We start from the raw sequence: 14,167 nt of genomic DNA on the forward strand, positions 1-14,167 counted from the left end.
TGCCCGGGGATCCGAACCGCCGTGAGTTCCGCCCGATTTGGTGGCTCCTGACACGTTTTCAGGAGCATCACGATCATCACAATCACCCCCCGCCTCTTGGAGCACGTTCATCTACCTGTAAAACTCATGTAGTCGTAGGCATGAACACACGGGTGCGCGTTGGGGAGAACGTTCACGCGTGTACAGGGGAGGGGGATCTCAATGGCGCGCGTGCGCCTGAAGGGCACTGGGCGACACCGTGCCGTCAAGCCGGTCAAGGGCGGGCGCCAGGCGCTCGCGCTGGCCACGGTGCTGTCCGCGGCGGGCGTCCAGGCCGCGTCGGCGGGAACAGCGCAGGCCGTGGACAACCCGGCGTGGACCGAGGGGCCGATCTTCAACGACCCGCTCGGTACGGCCGACGAGCAGACCGTGATCCGTACGAGGCTCATCGAGCTGACGAACTCCGCGCTGCCCGGCTCCACGATCAAGGTCGCGGTCTACCACGTCTGGGAGGCCTCGGTCGTCAACGCGCTGGTGGCGGCCAGGAACCGCGGCGTGGACGTCCAGGTGATGCTCGACGAGTCCAGCATCAGCGACCGCCCGACCAACACCGCGTACAGCACGCTGGCTTCGGGGCTCGGCACGGACCGTACGCAGGGGTCGTACGTGGCGACCTGCCCGGCGAACAAGTCGTGCCTCGGTGACCCGAAGTACGGGCAGTCGATCATGCACAACAAGTTCTGGCTGTTCTCGGCGGTCAAGGGCGCCACCAACGTAGTCGTCGAGACCACCTCGAACTCCACGCCGTCGGCGCACACCAAGTTCTTCAACGACGCGCTGCTGCTGCCGAACAACCCGACGATGTACGACGCCTACGCGGACTACTTCGACACGATGGCCGCGCAGGACTGGGAGTCCTGGAACTACCGCACGGTGAGCAACGGCCTCTACAAGGCGTACTTCTTCCCGCGGGCCGGCAACACCCGGGCCACCGACACGGTGTACTCGATCCTCAACAACGTGACCTGCAAGTACAAGGACACCGCGGGCGTCACGCAGTCGACCAAGGTCCGGGTGGCGATCTTCAAGATCACGCGGCTGGCCATCGCGGAGAAGCTGGTCTCGCTGAAGAAGGCGGGCTGCTCGGTGAGCATCGTCTACGCGGAGTCGGACAGCGCCAAGAGCACCGGCGGCACCAAGGGCACGTGGGAGAAGATGCACACCACAGGCGGCCCGACCGTGCGCTGCTACAACGACGACCGGGACCCGCTGAACCCCGGCCAGAAGCTGGCGACGCCGTACATCATCCACTCCAAGTACATCCTCGTGGAGGGCATGTACGACGGTGTGCGGAACAAGGTCAGCTTCACCGGCTCCGGGAACTACACGGGACCGGCGCTGCGCGAGAACGACGAGTCGATCGTGAAGGTCGACGACGACGCCGTGCACGACATGTACCGGGTCCACTTCGACCGGGTGGCCAAGGCGGCCTACCCGGGCACCGCGGACACCACCGACCTGTGCAAGGGCGTGAAACCGCTGCCCGACGACGGCGAGAAGCCGACAGTCTGAGGTTTGAGCCCAGAGCGTGGCCGACGATCTGGGGTTTAACCCCTGGCGGCTCAGTTTGACCCTATGGCCTAGGCCACCGTAACCTTGCCCTTCGGTGTGTCTACTGACGCACCGCATTCCCGTAAACCTCTTCCTCCCGGTGGCTCGCGCCCCGGGAGAGGCCGTCTGCTTCCGTCGGCGGCTGGACTGCGGGGATTCCGATTTCGAGCGAGAGAGAGATCCGCGTGTACGCCATCGTGCGCAGCGGTGGTCGCCAGCACAAGGTTGCTGTCGGCGACATCGTTGAGGTTGACAAGATTTCCACTGCCAAGGTCGGCGACACGGTCGAGCTCTCGACCCTGCTCGTTGTCGACGGTGACGCGGTCACCAGCGACCCGTGGGTGCTCGCCGGGATCAAGGTCCAGGCCGAGATCGTGGACCACCACAAGGGCGTCAAGATCGACATCCTTCGCTACAAGAACAAGACCGGCTACCGCCGTCGTCAGGGCCACCGCCAGCAGTACACGGCGATCAAGGTCACTGAGATCCCCGCGGCTGCGAAGTAAGGGACTGAGGAGAGATGGCACACAAGAAGGGCGCATCGTCCACCCGGAACGGTCGCGACTCCAATGCTCAGCGGCTCGGCGTGAAGCGCTTCGGCGGTCAGGTCGTCAACGCCGGTGAGATCCTGGTCCGCCAGCGTGGCACCCACTTCCACCCCGGCGCGAGCGTCGGCCGTGGCAAGGACGACACGCTGTTCGCGCTGGCCGCCGGTGCGGTGGAGTTCGGTACCCACCGTGGCCGCAAGGTCGTGAACATCGTTCCGGTCGCCTGACCGGATCTTTCGCGAGGCGGACCTCACTTCCCGTACGGGAAGCGGGTCCGCCTTTCGCGTGTTTCAACTGAGTAGTGATCACTGAGCTGAGCGGCGACGCCCGCGCGGTGATCACCGATGAGAGATTTCCGTACGTAACTGGAGGCACATCCCATGACCACCTTCGTGGACCGCGTCGAGCTGCATGTCGCCGCGGGTAGCGGAGGTCACGGCTGTGCCTCCGTCCACCGGGAGAAGTTCAAGCCGCTCGGCGGCCCGGACGGCGGTAACGGCGGCCGTGGCGGTGACGTGACCCTGGTCGTCGACCAGTCCGTCACCACGCTCCTCGACTACCACCACTCCCCGCACCGCAAGGCCACCAACGGCAAGCCCGGCGAGGGCGGCAACCGCTCCGGCAAGGACGGCCAGGACCTGGTCCTGCCGGTGCCGGACGGCACGGTCGTCCAGGACAAGGACGGGAACGTCCTCGCGGACCTGGTCGGCCACGGCACGACGTACGTCGCCGCACAGGGCGGCCGGGGTGGTCTCGGCAACGCGGCGCTGGCCTCGGCCCGCCGCAAGGCGCCCGGCTTCGCGCTGCTCGGCGTACCCGGTGGCCTCCAGGACATCGTCCTGGAGCTGAAGACGGTCGCGGACGTGGCGCTCGTCGGCTACCCCAGCGCGGGCAAGTCGTCGCTCATCTCGGTCCTGTCGGCCGCCAAGCCGAAGATCGCGGACTACCCGTTCACCACCCTCGTCCCCAACCTCGGTGTGGTGACGGCGGGTTCGACGGTCTACACGATCGCCGACGTGCCGGGACTGATCCCCGGGGCGAGCCAGGGCAAGGGCCTCGGGCTTGAATTCCTGCGTCACGTGGAGCGCTGCGAGGTGCTCGTCCACGTCCTCGACACGGCGACCCTGGAGTCGGACCGCGACCCGGTCACCGACCTCGACATCATCGAGGAGGAGCTGAAGCAGTACGGCGGTCTCGGCAACCGTCCCCGTCTCGTCGTCCTCAACAAGATCGACGTACCCGACGGCAAGGACCTGGCCGAGATGGTCCGCCCGGACCTGGAGGCGCGCGGCTACCAGGTCTTCGCGGTCTCGGCGGTGGCCCACACGGGCCTCAAGGAACTCTCCTTCGCCCTCGCCGACCTGGTCGCCAAGGCCCGTGCGGCGAAGCCCGAAGAGGAGGCCACCCGTATCGTCATCCGCCCGAAGGCGGTCGACGACGCCGGCTTCACGGTGGTCCAGGAGGAGGACGGACTCTTCCGCGTACGGGGCGAGAAGCCCGAACGCTGGGTCCGCCAGACCGACTTCAGCAACGACGAGGCCGTGGGCTACCTCGCCGACCGGCTCAACCGGCTCGGCGTGGAGGACTCCCTGATGAAGGCGGGCGCCCGGTCGGGCGACGGCGTCGCCATCGGACCCGAGGACAACGCGGTCGTCTTCGACTGGGAGCCGACGGTCATGGCCGGCGCGGAGATGCTCGGCCGACGGGGCGAGGACCATCGCTTCGAGGCGCCTCGTCCCGCGGTCACGCGGCGCCGCGAGAAGCAGGCGGAACGGGACGAGTCGGAGAAGGAGTTCGACGACTTCGACCCCTTCTAGACCGAATCCGAGGGCTCCGCCCCCAGGCCCCCACAGCCTGTACGCACACTGCGGCCGGTGGGGGTTGTTCGCGCAGTTCCCCGCGCCCCTAAAAGCGGGGCTGCGCCCCTGGCTTTTGTCTTTAAGGGGCGCGGGGAACTGCGCGAACAACCCCCACCCACCCGCAGCCGAAAACGTACGCAGCACAACAGGTAGAGGGCCCGGAGAAATTCCGGGCCCTCTACCTACGTGCTCCCCGCGGCAGCGGCTACGCGGCTACGCGTTGACGGAGTCGTCCGCCTCGTTCGCATCCTGCGCATCCTGCGTGGCCTCCTCGGCCGATTCGGACGCGTCGTCCGTCGTCCCCCGCTGCGACGGAACCTCCGTGGCGAGTCGCGACTCCATGCGGACGCGACGCTCGTCGGCCTCGGTGCACAGGTCGTCGATCGCCTCGTTGAAGCGGGTCAGCGACGGCGGGTCGGACGGGCCGAGCAGGTGCTCCTTGAGCTTGGCACGGGCCGCCGTGAAGCGGTCCTTCTCCGGCTGGCGGACCGACTCCAGGAGCGCCGGCACACCCTCCGCCTCGGGCGTGAGGATCGCGCCCGCGGACACCGTCGGGAAGCCCTCCCGGAACGCCTCCTCGGACATCCCCGAGGTGTTGGCGACCGCGTACGGCTTCTCGCTCGACAGCCAGTCGGAGACGACCGACGAGACATCGCTGATCAACAGGTCCGCCTGGTTGAAGCAGGCGAAGATGGCCGGCCGCGCGTCCGTGACGATCTGGTGCTCCCACTCCGGGAAGGACGCCCAGTAGGCCTTCTCCCAGGCCAGCGTGGCCTCGACGATGGCGGCCTCGCGGTCGCCCCGCGGCGCGCCCTGGAGCAGCATCCGCTCCATTTCGTCCGCGCTCTCCCGGAAGTCGGTGGACGTGAGCCTGTCCAACTCGGCCGTGCGGCGCGCCAGTTCGGCGGCGGCCCCGGCGTCGGGACGGGGGCCCGACCGCAGGGCGCCGGCCTCGCGGATCATCGCCTTGATGCGCTCGTTCGCGGCGCCCGCGCGCGGGTCGACGGAACCGGTCATCGGGTGCGGCTTGTAGAGGAGCCGTACGCCCTCGTCCGCGAGCAGCCGCTTCACGATGTTCTCGCCGGCCAGCACCACCGAGGTGTTGCCGGGGTTGCCGTCCCAGCCCTCCCACGTGGGGGCGTACAGCACGGTCGTGTACGTGCCCGTCGGCGCCCCGGAGTAGGGGCGGATCGGCGCCAGCTGCGGGCGGCCGACCTCCACGATGTCCTTGTCCTCGACGCCGACCTCGGCCAGCGCGTACCGCTCGCGCGCCGCGGGACCGGCCACCCACACCTCGTCGTACGCCTTCGCGTACGGGTTGCAGGAGGACAGCTTGTCGGACTCGCCGTGGTTGATGAAGGCGTGCTTGATCGTGGGGATGCGCAGGACCTGGGAGGTCTTCGCGGCGTTGGCCGGGTGCAGCATCATCTTCAGCGTCGAGTTCTCCAGCGAGAACATCGTCGTGACCTTCGGGAAGCAGATGACCGGGACGTCCGTGGCGTCGATCTTCTGCACCATGAAACGCTCACGCAGCACGATCAGCGGCTTCGCGTCGACCGCGGAGAGCGTGGAGAGCCACATGTTCGCCTGGTACGCGGAGGTCGTACCGCCGGAGAAGTACATCGCGACGGTCGGCCGGTAGTCGGCCAGCCACTTGTCCAGCCACTCCATGACCTTCTGCTCGCTCTTGGCGCGCTTCTTCGGCAGCATCCAGGTGGCGAGGTAGGCGGTGCCGCCGCCGATCAGGGCGAGCGCGATACCGACGCCGATACCGCCCCAGTACGCGTCCGTGGTGGCCGCGGTGACCATCAGGCCGACCGTGGTCGGAATCGAGAAGGTGAGCAGGCGGTGACCCGGGCGGCGGGCCAGGACGCGCGGCGGCGCGGTGCTCAGGCGCAGCGCGGACGCGTCGATGTTGCGGGTGACGATCGGCAGCGTACGCGTGCGGCGGACCACGACCGCGGCGGCCTGGCAGGCGAAGTGCAGGGCGTAGAAGAGGCACAGCGCGATCAGCAGCGGTGCCTGTTCGCGCGTCGGGTCGATGCCCTCGATCCGCAGGAGCCCCACCAGGATCAGCATGTCGCGCAGCAGCTGCCGGACCGTGACGTCGAAGCGGACCTTGCCCAGGAGCGCGAGCAGTCCGGGATCCCGGTACTGCAGGAACACGTCGAGGGCGAGGCCCGCGGCGCTCGCGGCGATGAACACGGGGACGTTCGGCAGCAGAGCGGAGACGATCTGCGCGGTGAAGAGCGCGAACATCGCGAGCAGCGCGGACAGCTGCACGATGCGGCGGGGGGCGAGTCCGGCGGAGGGCACGGAATGGGCTCCTGCGAGGGGTGCGGTGGATGGGGGGATGCGGGGGGTCGCGCCTCGTCCTGCCTCGCGGGGCTCCGCGATTTCTCACGATTCCCGCGGCGGTGTATGTGCACGAGGGACAGGCCGATCCCTGACCGTATGACTTCGGCGGGCCCGCGAGCAATCTTGCACACCGTAATCCACTGCATTTCGGGCTAAAAAGCACGGGAACCGGTGAAGTGTTTCTCTCGTCTTCCTCATACGGGCTTCTCGCCGGTCTCTCGCCGGTCTCGCGCCGACCCCTTGCCGGTCTCGCGCCGACCCCTTGCCGGTCTCGCATCGTCCGCCACTCGAAACGCGGGGGCGTCGGCCACCCTCGGTCACGTAGATTGCACAGACCGGGCTGGTCGGAGCATTGGGGTACAGCGTGTCAGCGGCAAGGCAGGCGGCAGGGCGGTCGGCGAGGCAGGCCGTGGCGGAAGCCCGCCGGATCGTCGTCAAGGTGGGCTCCTCGTCCCTGACCACCGCGGCCGGAGGCCTCGACGCCGACCGCGTGGACGCTCTCGTGGACGTCCTCGCCAAGGCACGCAGCGGCGGCGAGAGGGAGATCGTCCTCGTCTCGTCCGGCGCCATCGCCGCCGGCCTCGCCCCGCTGGGCCTGCGCCGCCGCCCCAGGGACCTCGCCCGCCAGCAGGCCGCCGCCAGCGTCGGCCAGGGCCTCCTGGTCGCCCGCTATGCCGCCTCCTGCGCCCGCTACGGCGTCCGGGTCGGCCAGGTGCTGCTCACCTCCGACGACATGAGCCGCCGCGCCCACCACCGCAACGCCTCGCGCACCCTCGACAAGCTCCTCGCGATGGGCGCCCTGCCGGTCGTCAACGAGAACGACACCGTAGCCACGGACGAGATCCGCTTCGGCGACAACGACCGCCTCGCCGCCCTCGTCGCCCATCTCGTCCGCGCAGACCTGCTGGTCCTCCTCTCCGACGTGGACGGCGTGTACGACGGCGACCCCAGCAAGTCCGGTACCTCGCGGATAGCGGAAGTGCGCACTCCGGCGGATCTCGCGCAGGTCGACATCGGCAGTGCGGGCAAGGCCGGTGTCGGCACCGGCGGCATGGTCACCAAGGTCGAGGCGGCCCGGATCGCGGCCGCGGCCGGCATCCCGGTCGTGCTGACCAGCGCGGTGCACGCCGCGGACGCCCTCGCGGGCCGGGACACCGGCACGTACTTCCACGCCACGGGCCGCCGCTCCGCCGACCGGCTGCTGTGGCTCCAGCACGCGTCCACCCCGCAGGGCGCCCTCACCCTCGACGACGGGGCCGTGCGCGCGGTCGTCGAGCGGCGTACGTCCCTGCTGCCGGCCGGCATCGCGGGCGTCGAGGGCGACTTCACCGCGGGCGATCCCGTCGAGCTGCGCGACAGCGCGGGGCGGGCGGTCGCCCGGGGACTGGTGAACTTCGACGCCAAGGAGATCCCGCAGCTGATCGGCCGCTCCACGCACGAGCTGGCCCGCGAACTGGGTCCCGCGTACGAACGCGAAGTCGTACACAGGGACGATCTGGTGCTGCTCCACCCGTAAACGGCCGAAAGGAAGGCCCCCGCCGGTGGACGTTCAGTGCCGTGTCCATCGGGGGCAACCCCCGGACCCCCGGCCGAAAACAGGTGGGAACGCCCGACAAAGGCGCTGCCCGGAGGTGGACCTTCAGTGCTGTGTCCATCGGGGGCAACCCCCGGGCCCCCGGCCGAAAACAGGTGGGAACGCCCGACAAAGGCGCTGCCCGGAGGTGGACCTTCGGTAAAAGTGCCACGCGGAGCTTTCCCACCTGCTCAACTTTGTTTCAGGGAGACCCCCTCAGTCCGAGCGGACGCATTGCGTAAAGGAGGCCGTCGTGAGACGAATGCGCCCTGGGGCGGCGGCGTCCCGCGGTGGTGTCGGCTCCCGAGTGGCCGGTGAGGAGCGCGCGCTCACCAGCGTCGCGGCCGGCGACACGTACGAGATCGAGGACCCGCGCGATCTGCCGCGGCTGTGGCACGTCACGCTGAGCGTCTCGGGCGCCGAAGCCCCGCTGAAAGAGGTCAGGCGCGGCCTCGAACAGCTCGCCCACGACCACCCCTTTCTGCTGACCAGCCGGTACGCCAACGACCACGCGGAGATCCGCTACTGGGAGGAGGCCCGCGACCTGCACGACGCGGCCGCGGTCGCGCTGCGCCTGTGGGGCGAGCACCGCCAGACCGCGAAGCTGCCGCCCTGGGAGATCGTCGGCCTGGAGGTCATCGACCGCGAGACCTACCACCAGCGCATCGCCGAGGGATACGGACCGCTGCCGGCGACACCTGTGGGCGTACACCCCTTCTAGGGGCATATCCGGACCTGTCTCGCGGTTTGGGACACCGGCTGAACACCTCTCGCGAGCGCACTACCCTGCGGGATATGACCACGCTCTCGCCGTACGACTCGATGTCTCCGGTCACCCAGGCCGCCTACCGTGCCAAGGGCGCCGCCGCCGACCTCGCCCCGCTGCCGCGGGCCGAGAAGGACGACGCGCTGCTCGCGATCGCGGACGCGCTGGAGGTCCGTACGAGCGAGATCGTCGAGGCCAACGCCAAGGACATCGAGCGCGCCCGCGAGGCCGGCACCAGCGAGTCGATCATCGACCGGCTGACGCTCACCCCCGAGCGGATCCGCGCGATCGCCTCCGACGTGCGTGACGTGGTGGCACTGCCCGACCCGGTCGGCGAGGTCGTCCGCGGCTCGACCCTGCCGAACGGCATCGACCTGCGCCAGGTCCGCGTCCCGCTCGGCGTGGTCGGCATCATCTACGAGGCCCGCCCGAACGTGACGGTCGACGCGGCCGCCCTCTGCCTGAAGTCCGGCAACGCGGTCCTGCTGCGCGGCTCGTCCTCCGCGTACGAGTCCAACACCGCCCTCGTACGGGTCCTGCGCGACGCGGTGGGCGGCTCGGGCCTGCCCGCCGACGCCGTCCAGCTCGTGCCCGGCGAGGGCCGGGAGTCCGTACGGGAGCTGATGCGCGCCCGCGGTCTCGTCGACGTGCTCATCCCGCGCGGCGGGGCCTCCCTGATCCAGACGGTCGTCCAGGAGTCCATCGTCCCGGTCATCGAGACCGGCACCGGCAACTGCCACGTCTACGTCGACGCGCAGGCCGACCTCGGCATGGCGATCGACATCCTGATCAACTCCAAGGCGCAGCGGCCCAGCGTCTGCAACGCCGCCGAGACCCTCCTCGTCCACCAGGACATCGCGCCCGAGTTCCTGCCGCGCGCCCTCGACGCCCTCGCGGACGCCGGGGTCACCGTGCACGCCGACGAGCGCGTCCTCGCGTACGCCAAGGATTCCAAGGCCACGGTCGTGGAGGCCACGACCGAGGACTGGGACACCGAGTACCTGTCGTACGACATCGCCGCCGCCGTCGTCGACTCGCTCGACAAGGCCGTGGCGCACATCCGGCTCTGGAGCTCCGGGCACACCGAGGCGATCGTCACCACTTCGCAGCAGGCGGCCCGCAGGTTCACCCAGCTGGTCGATTCCACGACGGTCGCCGTGAACGCGTCCACGCGCTTCACCGACGGCGGCCAGTTCGGCTTCGGCGCCGAGATCGGGATCTCCACGCAGAAGCTGCACGCGCGGGGTCCGATGGGGCTGCCGGAGCTGACGAGCACGAAGTACATCGTCACCGGAGACGGGCACATCCGGCGCTGAGCGGGCGCTGAGCAGGCACTGAGCAGGCACTGAGCGCTGAGCGGGCGCCGAGAGCCCTCTGGATGACGCTCCAGGGGGCTCTGGAGACGTGTCCGGGCGGCTCCGAGGGACTCCGCCGACGGGTTCCGGGGACTCGCGGAGGGGGTTCCGGGGGCCCTGTCGAGGGGCGCTCGGGGAACTCACCGAGAAATCCCGGCCCGGGGTGTTTGGGGGCGTCCCTCGGAAAGCGTCTCGCCAAGCGGATGAATTTCCATACCGTCTGCCCAAATTGACCACCCCGGTCTACTCTGGATCCGTGCCGGAGGACGTGGGGGGCACGCCGTTCCCTGACGGCTGGGAGCCCGACGACAACCGCGACCGCGGGGGTGCGGACGAAGAGTTCGCCTCCGTGGTCTTCGACGAGGCCTTTGTACGGGCGGCCACGGTTCACGAGCCGACCGCCGTAGAGCGCCTCCTGGCCGCCGCCGAGGCGAGAGCGGAGGCTTCCGAGGCCGAGGCGCGCCGGGCCCGCCTGCGCGGGATGCGCGGCGACGACGAGCTCTACGACGACGGGTTCGGCCCCGACGACCATGGTGATTTCGGCCATGACCCGGAGCTGGACGACCTCGACGACCGCGATGTCCTGCAGGGCGGCTACGGCCATCCGGGGACGTACGGGAAGCAGACCCGCTGGCACCGTCCCGTCGCCTGGGTACTCGCCCTCGTGATGGGTATCGGCATGGTCGCGCTCGCCTTCACGGCCGTCTACCGGGGAGCCTCCTCGGGCAGCCGGGACCAGGTCCCGCCGCCCGCCTCCACCGGCCTGGAACCGGAAAGAGGCGTGGGCCCCTCGGCCTCGGCCTCTGCCGACTATTCCCAGCCGGCCGTCTCGGCGGTGCCGCGCACTCCGTGAGGCCGGTCCGGGGACGGGCCCGCTTTGCGAGGCCCTCCCGGGGACGGGCGCGGGACCTTGTCGCGGCCCTGGTGAGAACCTGTCAGAACTTGTCGTGTACGGGCGCGTTTACCTGAGGTCCAGGAGACCTACTCTGAATGTATGGGCGGTCCTGGAGACCCACCTGAGGGGACCCCCGAGGGTGCTCCCGGTGGTGGCGAGGAAGAGTACCGATCCGTCGTCTTCGACGAGTCGTTCGTCCGGGCTGCGCGCCTCCAGGAGTTCTCCGCGCAGGAGCGGATCGGCGACCACACACCGGCCGTCCGCCGCCGCCCGCCGATGCGCCGGGGCCTGTCCCGGCAGGCGCTGATCCTCGTCCTGCTGATCGCCATGGCCTTCGGCACCGCGATCTACATGGGCGTACGCCATCCGTACCAGACGCCCGCCGCGAAACACCCCGAGCCGCTGCGGATGACCGTGATACCGCTCGCGCCGCAGAACGCCGTGCCCGGCTCCACCGACATCGACGCGCTGTACGCGCACAGCCCGGCCGACCAGTTCCGCATCGGCGCCGAGGGCATCACGCTGCCCGCCTCGCGGCGCACGGCCCACTTCTCCGACAGCCAGATCGTCACCGCCCTGACCACCGCGAAGGACTACCTCGTCGAGTCCTCGCTCGACCCGGACGTCCTCACCGGCGGCGCCACCCGGTCCGTGCGGATACGGCTCGACCCGCAGCAGCTCGACCAGTTCGACCAGAGCTTCGAGGCCCCGACCGCGGACGGGCGGCACGCGCCCACCGGCTGGCTGGTCCGCTTCGACCCGACCCGGGCGGAGCTGGCCGACAGCAAGATCCGGGTGCAGGGCACGCTGTCGGCCGCGGAGACCGACTCCGACACCCTTGAGGTCAGCTCCGACCACACCTTCGTCTACGCCCTGCGGCCGACCGGCTCGGACGAGAAGGCCAAGGCCTCGCTGTTCACCGTGCGGCGCGAGCTGCACTTCCGGTTCGACCGGGACGACCTGCGCATGCGCCAGACCGAGCTGGTCGTCTCGTACGTCCAGGCCGGGCCGCTGGCCTGCGCCGAGGACGCGACGAACCATCTGCGTCCGCTGCTCGCGGGCGAGACGGCCAAGGCGGGCGGCCCGGCCGGCACCGATCCGTACGCGACGGGCAGCGCCACGTCGCTGTGCGGGTCACTGGCGGCCAGCGCCCAGCCCAAGCTGTAGGTCGGCCAGAGCCCAGCCCGAGCCGTAGATCGCTGTGCCCGGGTTGTGAGGCGCCCTGCCCAAGCGGCCGATCGCCCAGCCCGGGCTGTAGGTCGCCCTGCCCGGGCTGTAGGTCGCTGTGCCGAAGCCGTAGATCATCGCTGTGCCACAGCCGTAGACCGCCGCGCCACGGGGGTGGGTCTCTGCGCCCGGGGCGGATGCCGCCTTCGCTTTCGCTTTCGCGGACCTCCTCGGTGATCAGTGGCTCCCTGTGATCACCTGCTGCCGTTCGGGCTGTCGTCGTCCGGACGGTCCGTGCGGTCCGTGCGGTCCGTGCGCGGCTGGTCGGTGGGCGAGCTGCCGCTGTCGCCTCCGCTGCCGCTCGCGAAGCCGCCGAAACCGCGCCGGACCCGGCCGCCGAGGTCGCCCGCGCCGCCCGCGATGTCGCTGACCAGCTTCATCAGCGGGTCCTTCGAGTTCTTGACGTCCGTGGCGTAGCTGGAAGCCGACTGGCGGAAGGAGTCCGTGACCGAGGTGTCCCCGTCCTCGTCGCGGCGCGGGTAGTGGCCGTCCATGATCCGCTGGTAGTCGCGGGACTCGGCCCACTTCTTCAGCTCGGCCGCCCGGACCGTGGTGAAGGGGTGGGAGCGGGGCATGACGTTGAGAATCTTCAGCACCGAGTCGCGGAGGTCGCCCCCGGCCTCGTACTCCTCGGCCTGGGCGAGGAACGCGTCCACGTTCATCTCGTGCAGGTGGTTGCCGCCCGCGATCTTCATCAGGCCGCGCATCGAGGCCTTCAGGTCCTGGCCGACCAGGAGACCGGCGCGGTCCGCGGACAGCTCGGACTTGCGGAACCACTCGCGCAGGGCGGTCACGATCGCCATGATCGCGAGGTTGCCCAGCGGGATCCACGCCACTCGCAGGGCGAGGCTGGTCAGGAAGAGCAGGATCGTGCGGTAGACGGAGTGGCCGGACAGGGCGTGGCCCACCTCGTGGCCGATGACCGCCCGCATCTCCTCCTCGTCGAGCAGCTCGACGAGGCCGGTGGTGACGACGATGATCGGCTCGTCCAGGCCGATGCACATCGCGTTCGGCTGCGGGTCCTGGTTGACGTACATCGGCGGGACCTTCTCCAGGTCCAGGATGTAGCAGGCGTCGCGCAGCATCACGTTCAGGTGCGTGAACTGGGCGTCCGAGACGCGCACCGAGTCCGACAGGAACAGCAGCCTCAGACTGCGCTCCGGGAGCAGGCCGCTGAGCGCCTTGAAGACGGTGTCGAAGCCGCTGAGCTTGCGCAGGGCGACCAGGGCCGAGCGGTCGGCGGGGTGCTCGTACGCCCGGGAGGAGATCCCCTCGAAACGTCGGCGCTGCCTGCTCGGTACGTTCTCGTGGCTTTCTTCTGGCATGTGGTCCCCCATGCGTTTGATTGCCTTCTGTGCCCCCGAGGCGGGGGCCAGCCTAGGCGGAGATACCGTGGACGGGCAGTACAGCGAAGGAGTCGTACGTCATGGAGCACCTCCCCGAACCCTGGCTCACCGAGGCCGCGAGCGCCGCCCAGCAGCAAGGGGCGGGGAATCTCCTCCGTGTCGTGCTGATCGTGATGGTCGTCGGCTGTGTGCTGACCGCCTGGTTCCTTCTGCGCGGCTACAAACGGGACGATTGAGGCTGTGCGGAAGGTTCCCGACCACTTAGACCCGCGGAAGGCTCCGGAGGGTTGAGCCGGGCGAAAGGATCTCGCGGCGGATGCCGGGGGCCTGACCGCGGAGACCGATGGCCGCGGGAGTCATGGGGGGATGGACGCCCGGCGTTCCCGACGGCGGAGTCGGAGTGATGTCGGCGACAGCCCCCGCTTACGATGTGCGGAAGTCTTTATCCCGCCCACCGGATAGGTCCTGCCGAAGATGAGCTTCCACAGCACCGCTGCCCAGTTGGTCACACTTGCCGCCGAGGGCGAGGAGCACGGCGGCAACCACGAGAGCCTCAGCCCCTACCTGACCGGCGGCGGGGCCTTCTTCATCCTGATGCTGCTGCTGTGGATCACCACCCGCTTCAACCGGGACCGCTGACGCCCGCGCGA

Annotated in this window: 13 protein-coding genes; 11 read left to right on the forward strand and 2 right to left on the reverse strand. The window is 69.6% G+C overall.

Features of this window, described 5'->3' with window-relative positions; genetic code table 11:
* Window positions 1-201 precede the first annotated feature (201 nt).
* From OHA11_RS31270 to obgE, 4 genes are all read left to right on the forward strand, one after another.
* The gene (locus OHA11_RS31270) at window positions 202-1,551 is read left to right on the forward strand and encodes a phospholipase D-like domain-containing protein (RefSeq protein WP_266502130.1); all 1,350 of its coding nucleotides are present in this window, start codon (window positions 202-204) and stop codon (window positions 1,549-1,551) included.
* A gap of 224 nt (window positions 1,552-1,775) precedes the next feature.
* Window positions 1,776-2,096: a 50S ribosomal protein L21 gene (gene rplU, locus OHA11_RS31275; RefSeq protein ID WP_006374708.1), complete on the forward strand. Its 321-nt coding sequence runs from the start codon at window positions 1,776-1,778 to the stop codon at window positions 2,094-2,096.
* A gap of 14 nt (window positions 2,097-2,110) precedes the next feature.
* Entirely contained in the window at window positions 2,111-2,365 is a 255-nt protein-coding gene (gene rpmA, locus OHA11_RS31280; RefSeq protein WP_006374707.1) for a 50S ribosomal protein L27, read from the forward strand.
* A gap of 153 nt (window positions 2,366-2,518) precedes the next feature.
* Window positions 2,519-3,955, forward strand: coding sequence for a GTPase ObgE (gene obgE, locus OHA11_RS31285; RefSeq protein WP_266502131.1), 1,437 nt, complete (start codon window positions 2,519-2,521; stop codon window positions 3,953-3,955).
* A gap of 255 nt (window positions 3,956-4,210) precedes the next feature.
* Here the strand turns inward: obgE and OHA11_RS31290 are convergent, their stop codons facing one another.
* On the reverse strand, window positions 4,211-6,313 hold the full coding sequence (locus OHA11_RS31290; protein WP_266502133.1) for a hypothetical protein: 2,103 nt from the start codon (window positions 6,311-6,313) through the stop codon (window positions 4,211-4,213).
* A 451-nt stretch (window positions 6,314-6,764) separates the two neighbouring features.
* Here OHA11_RS31290 and proB point away from each other — a divergent pair, with 451 nt between their 5' ends.
* The 5 genes from proB (at window position 6,765) to OHA11_RS31315 (ending at window position 12,111) form a co-directional block, all read left to right on the forward strand.
* Entirely contained in the window at window positions 6,765-7,871 is a 1,107-nt protein-coding gene (gene proB, locus OHA11_RS31295; protein WP_266502135.1) for a glutamate 5-kinase, read from the forward strand.
* Window positions 7,872-8,190: 319 nt separating this feature from the next.
* The gene (locus tag OHA11_RS31300) at window positions 8,191-8,649 is read left to right on the forward strand and encodes a hypothetical protein (RefSeq protein WP_266507594.1); all 459 of its coding nucleotides are present in this window, start codon (window positions 8,191-8,193) and stop codon (window positions 8,647-8,649) included.
* A gap of 74 nt (window positions 8,650-8,723) precedes the next feature.
* Window positions 8,724-10,010, forward strand: coding sequence for a glutamate-5-semialdehyde dehydrogenase (locus OHA11_RS31305; protein WP_266502137.1), 1,287 nt, complete (start codon window positions 8,724-8,726; stop codon window positions 10,008-10,010).
* Between the two features lie 295 nt (window positions 10,011-10,305).
* Window positions 10,306-10,902, forward strand: coding sequence for a hypothetical protein (locus OHA11_RS31310; protein ID WP_266502138.1), 597 nt, complete (start codon window positions 10,306-10,308; stop codon window positions 10,900-10,902).
* Window positions 10,903-11,043: 141 nt separating this feature from the next.
* A complete protein-coding gene (locus OHA11_RS31315; RefSeq protein ID WP_266502140.1) occupies window positions 11,044-12,111 on the forward strand; it encodes a hypothetical protein in 1,068 nt (355 codons plus the stop codon).
* Window positions 12,112-12,365: 254 nt separating this feature from the next.
* On the opposite strand, the gene OHA11_RS31320 is transcribed toward OHA11_RS31315, so the two are convergent.
* Window positions 12,366-13,496, reverse strand: a complete 1,131-nt coding sequence (locus OHA11_RS31320; RefSeq protein ID WP_266502142.1) for a M48 family metallopeptidase — start codon at window positions 13,494-13,496, stop codon at window positions 12,366-12,368.
* 101 nt (window positions 13,497-13,597) lie between these two features.
* On the opposite strand from OHA11_RS31320, the gene OHA11_RS31325 reads away from it, so the two are divergent.
* Both OHA11_RS31325 and OHA11_RS31330 read left to right on the forward strand, forming a co-directional pair.
* The gene (locus tag OHA11_RS31325) at window positions 13,598-13,753 is read left to right on the forward strand and encodes a hypothetical protein (RefSeq protein WP_266502144.1); all 156 of its coding nucleotides are present in this window, start codon (window positions 13,598-13,600) and stop codon (window positions 13,751-13,753) included.
* A gap of 238 nt (window positions 13,754-13,991) precedes the next feature.
* Entirely contained in the window at window positions 13,992-14,156 is a 165-nt protein-coding gene (locus OHA11_RS31330; RefSeq protein WP_198655517.1) for a hypothetical protein, read from the forward strand.
* Window positions 14,157-14,167 lie beyond the last annotated feature (11 nt).

Source organism: Streptomyces sp. NBC_00878 (genome assembly GCF_026341515.1).
GTDB lineage: Bacteria > Actinomycetota > Actinomycetes > Streptomycetales > Streptomycetaceae > Streptomyces.

Bases quoted from the DNA above. Each gene is read 5' to 3' on its own strand.
- OHA11_RS31270 (WP_266502130.1), top strand. From the start codon at position 202: ATGGCGCGCGTGCGCCTGAAGGGCACTGGGCGACACCGTGCCGTCAAG.
- rpmA (WP_006374707.1), top strand. From the start codon at position 2,111: ATGGCACACAAGAAGGGCGCATCGTCCACCCGGAACGGTCGCGACTCC.
- obgE (WP_266502131.1), top strand. From the start codon at position 2,519: ATGACCACCTTCGTGGACCGCGTCGAGCTGCATGTCGCCGCGGGTAGC.
- OHA11_RS31300 (WP_266507594.1), top strand. From the start codon at position 8,191: ATGCGCCCTGGGGCGGCGGCGTCCCGCGGTGGTGTCGGCTCCCGAGTG.
- OHA11_RS31305 (WP_266502137.1), top strand. From the start codon at position 8,724: ATGACCACGCTCTCGCCGTACGACTCGATGTCTCCGGTCACCCAGGCC.
- OHA11_RS31315 (WP_266502140.1), top strand. From the start codon at position 11,044: ATGGGCGGTCCTGGAGACCCACCTGAGGGGACCCCCGAGGGTGCTCCC.
- OHA11_RS31320 (WP_266502142.1), bottom strand. From the start codon at position 13,496: ATGCCAGAAGAAAGCCACGAGAACGTACCGAGCAGGCAGCGCCGACGT.
- OHA11_RS31325 (WP_266502144.1), top strand. From the start codon at position 13,598: ATGGAGCACCTCCCCGAACCCTGGCTCACCGAGGCCGCGAGCGCCGCC.
- OHA11_RS31330 (WP_198655517.1), top strand. From the start codon at position 13,992: ATGAGCTTCCACAGCACCGCTGCCCAGTTGGTCACACTTGCCGCCGAG.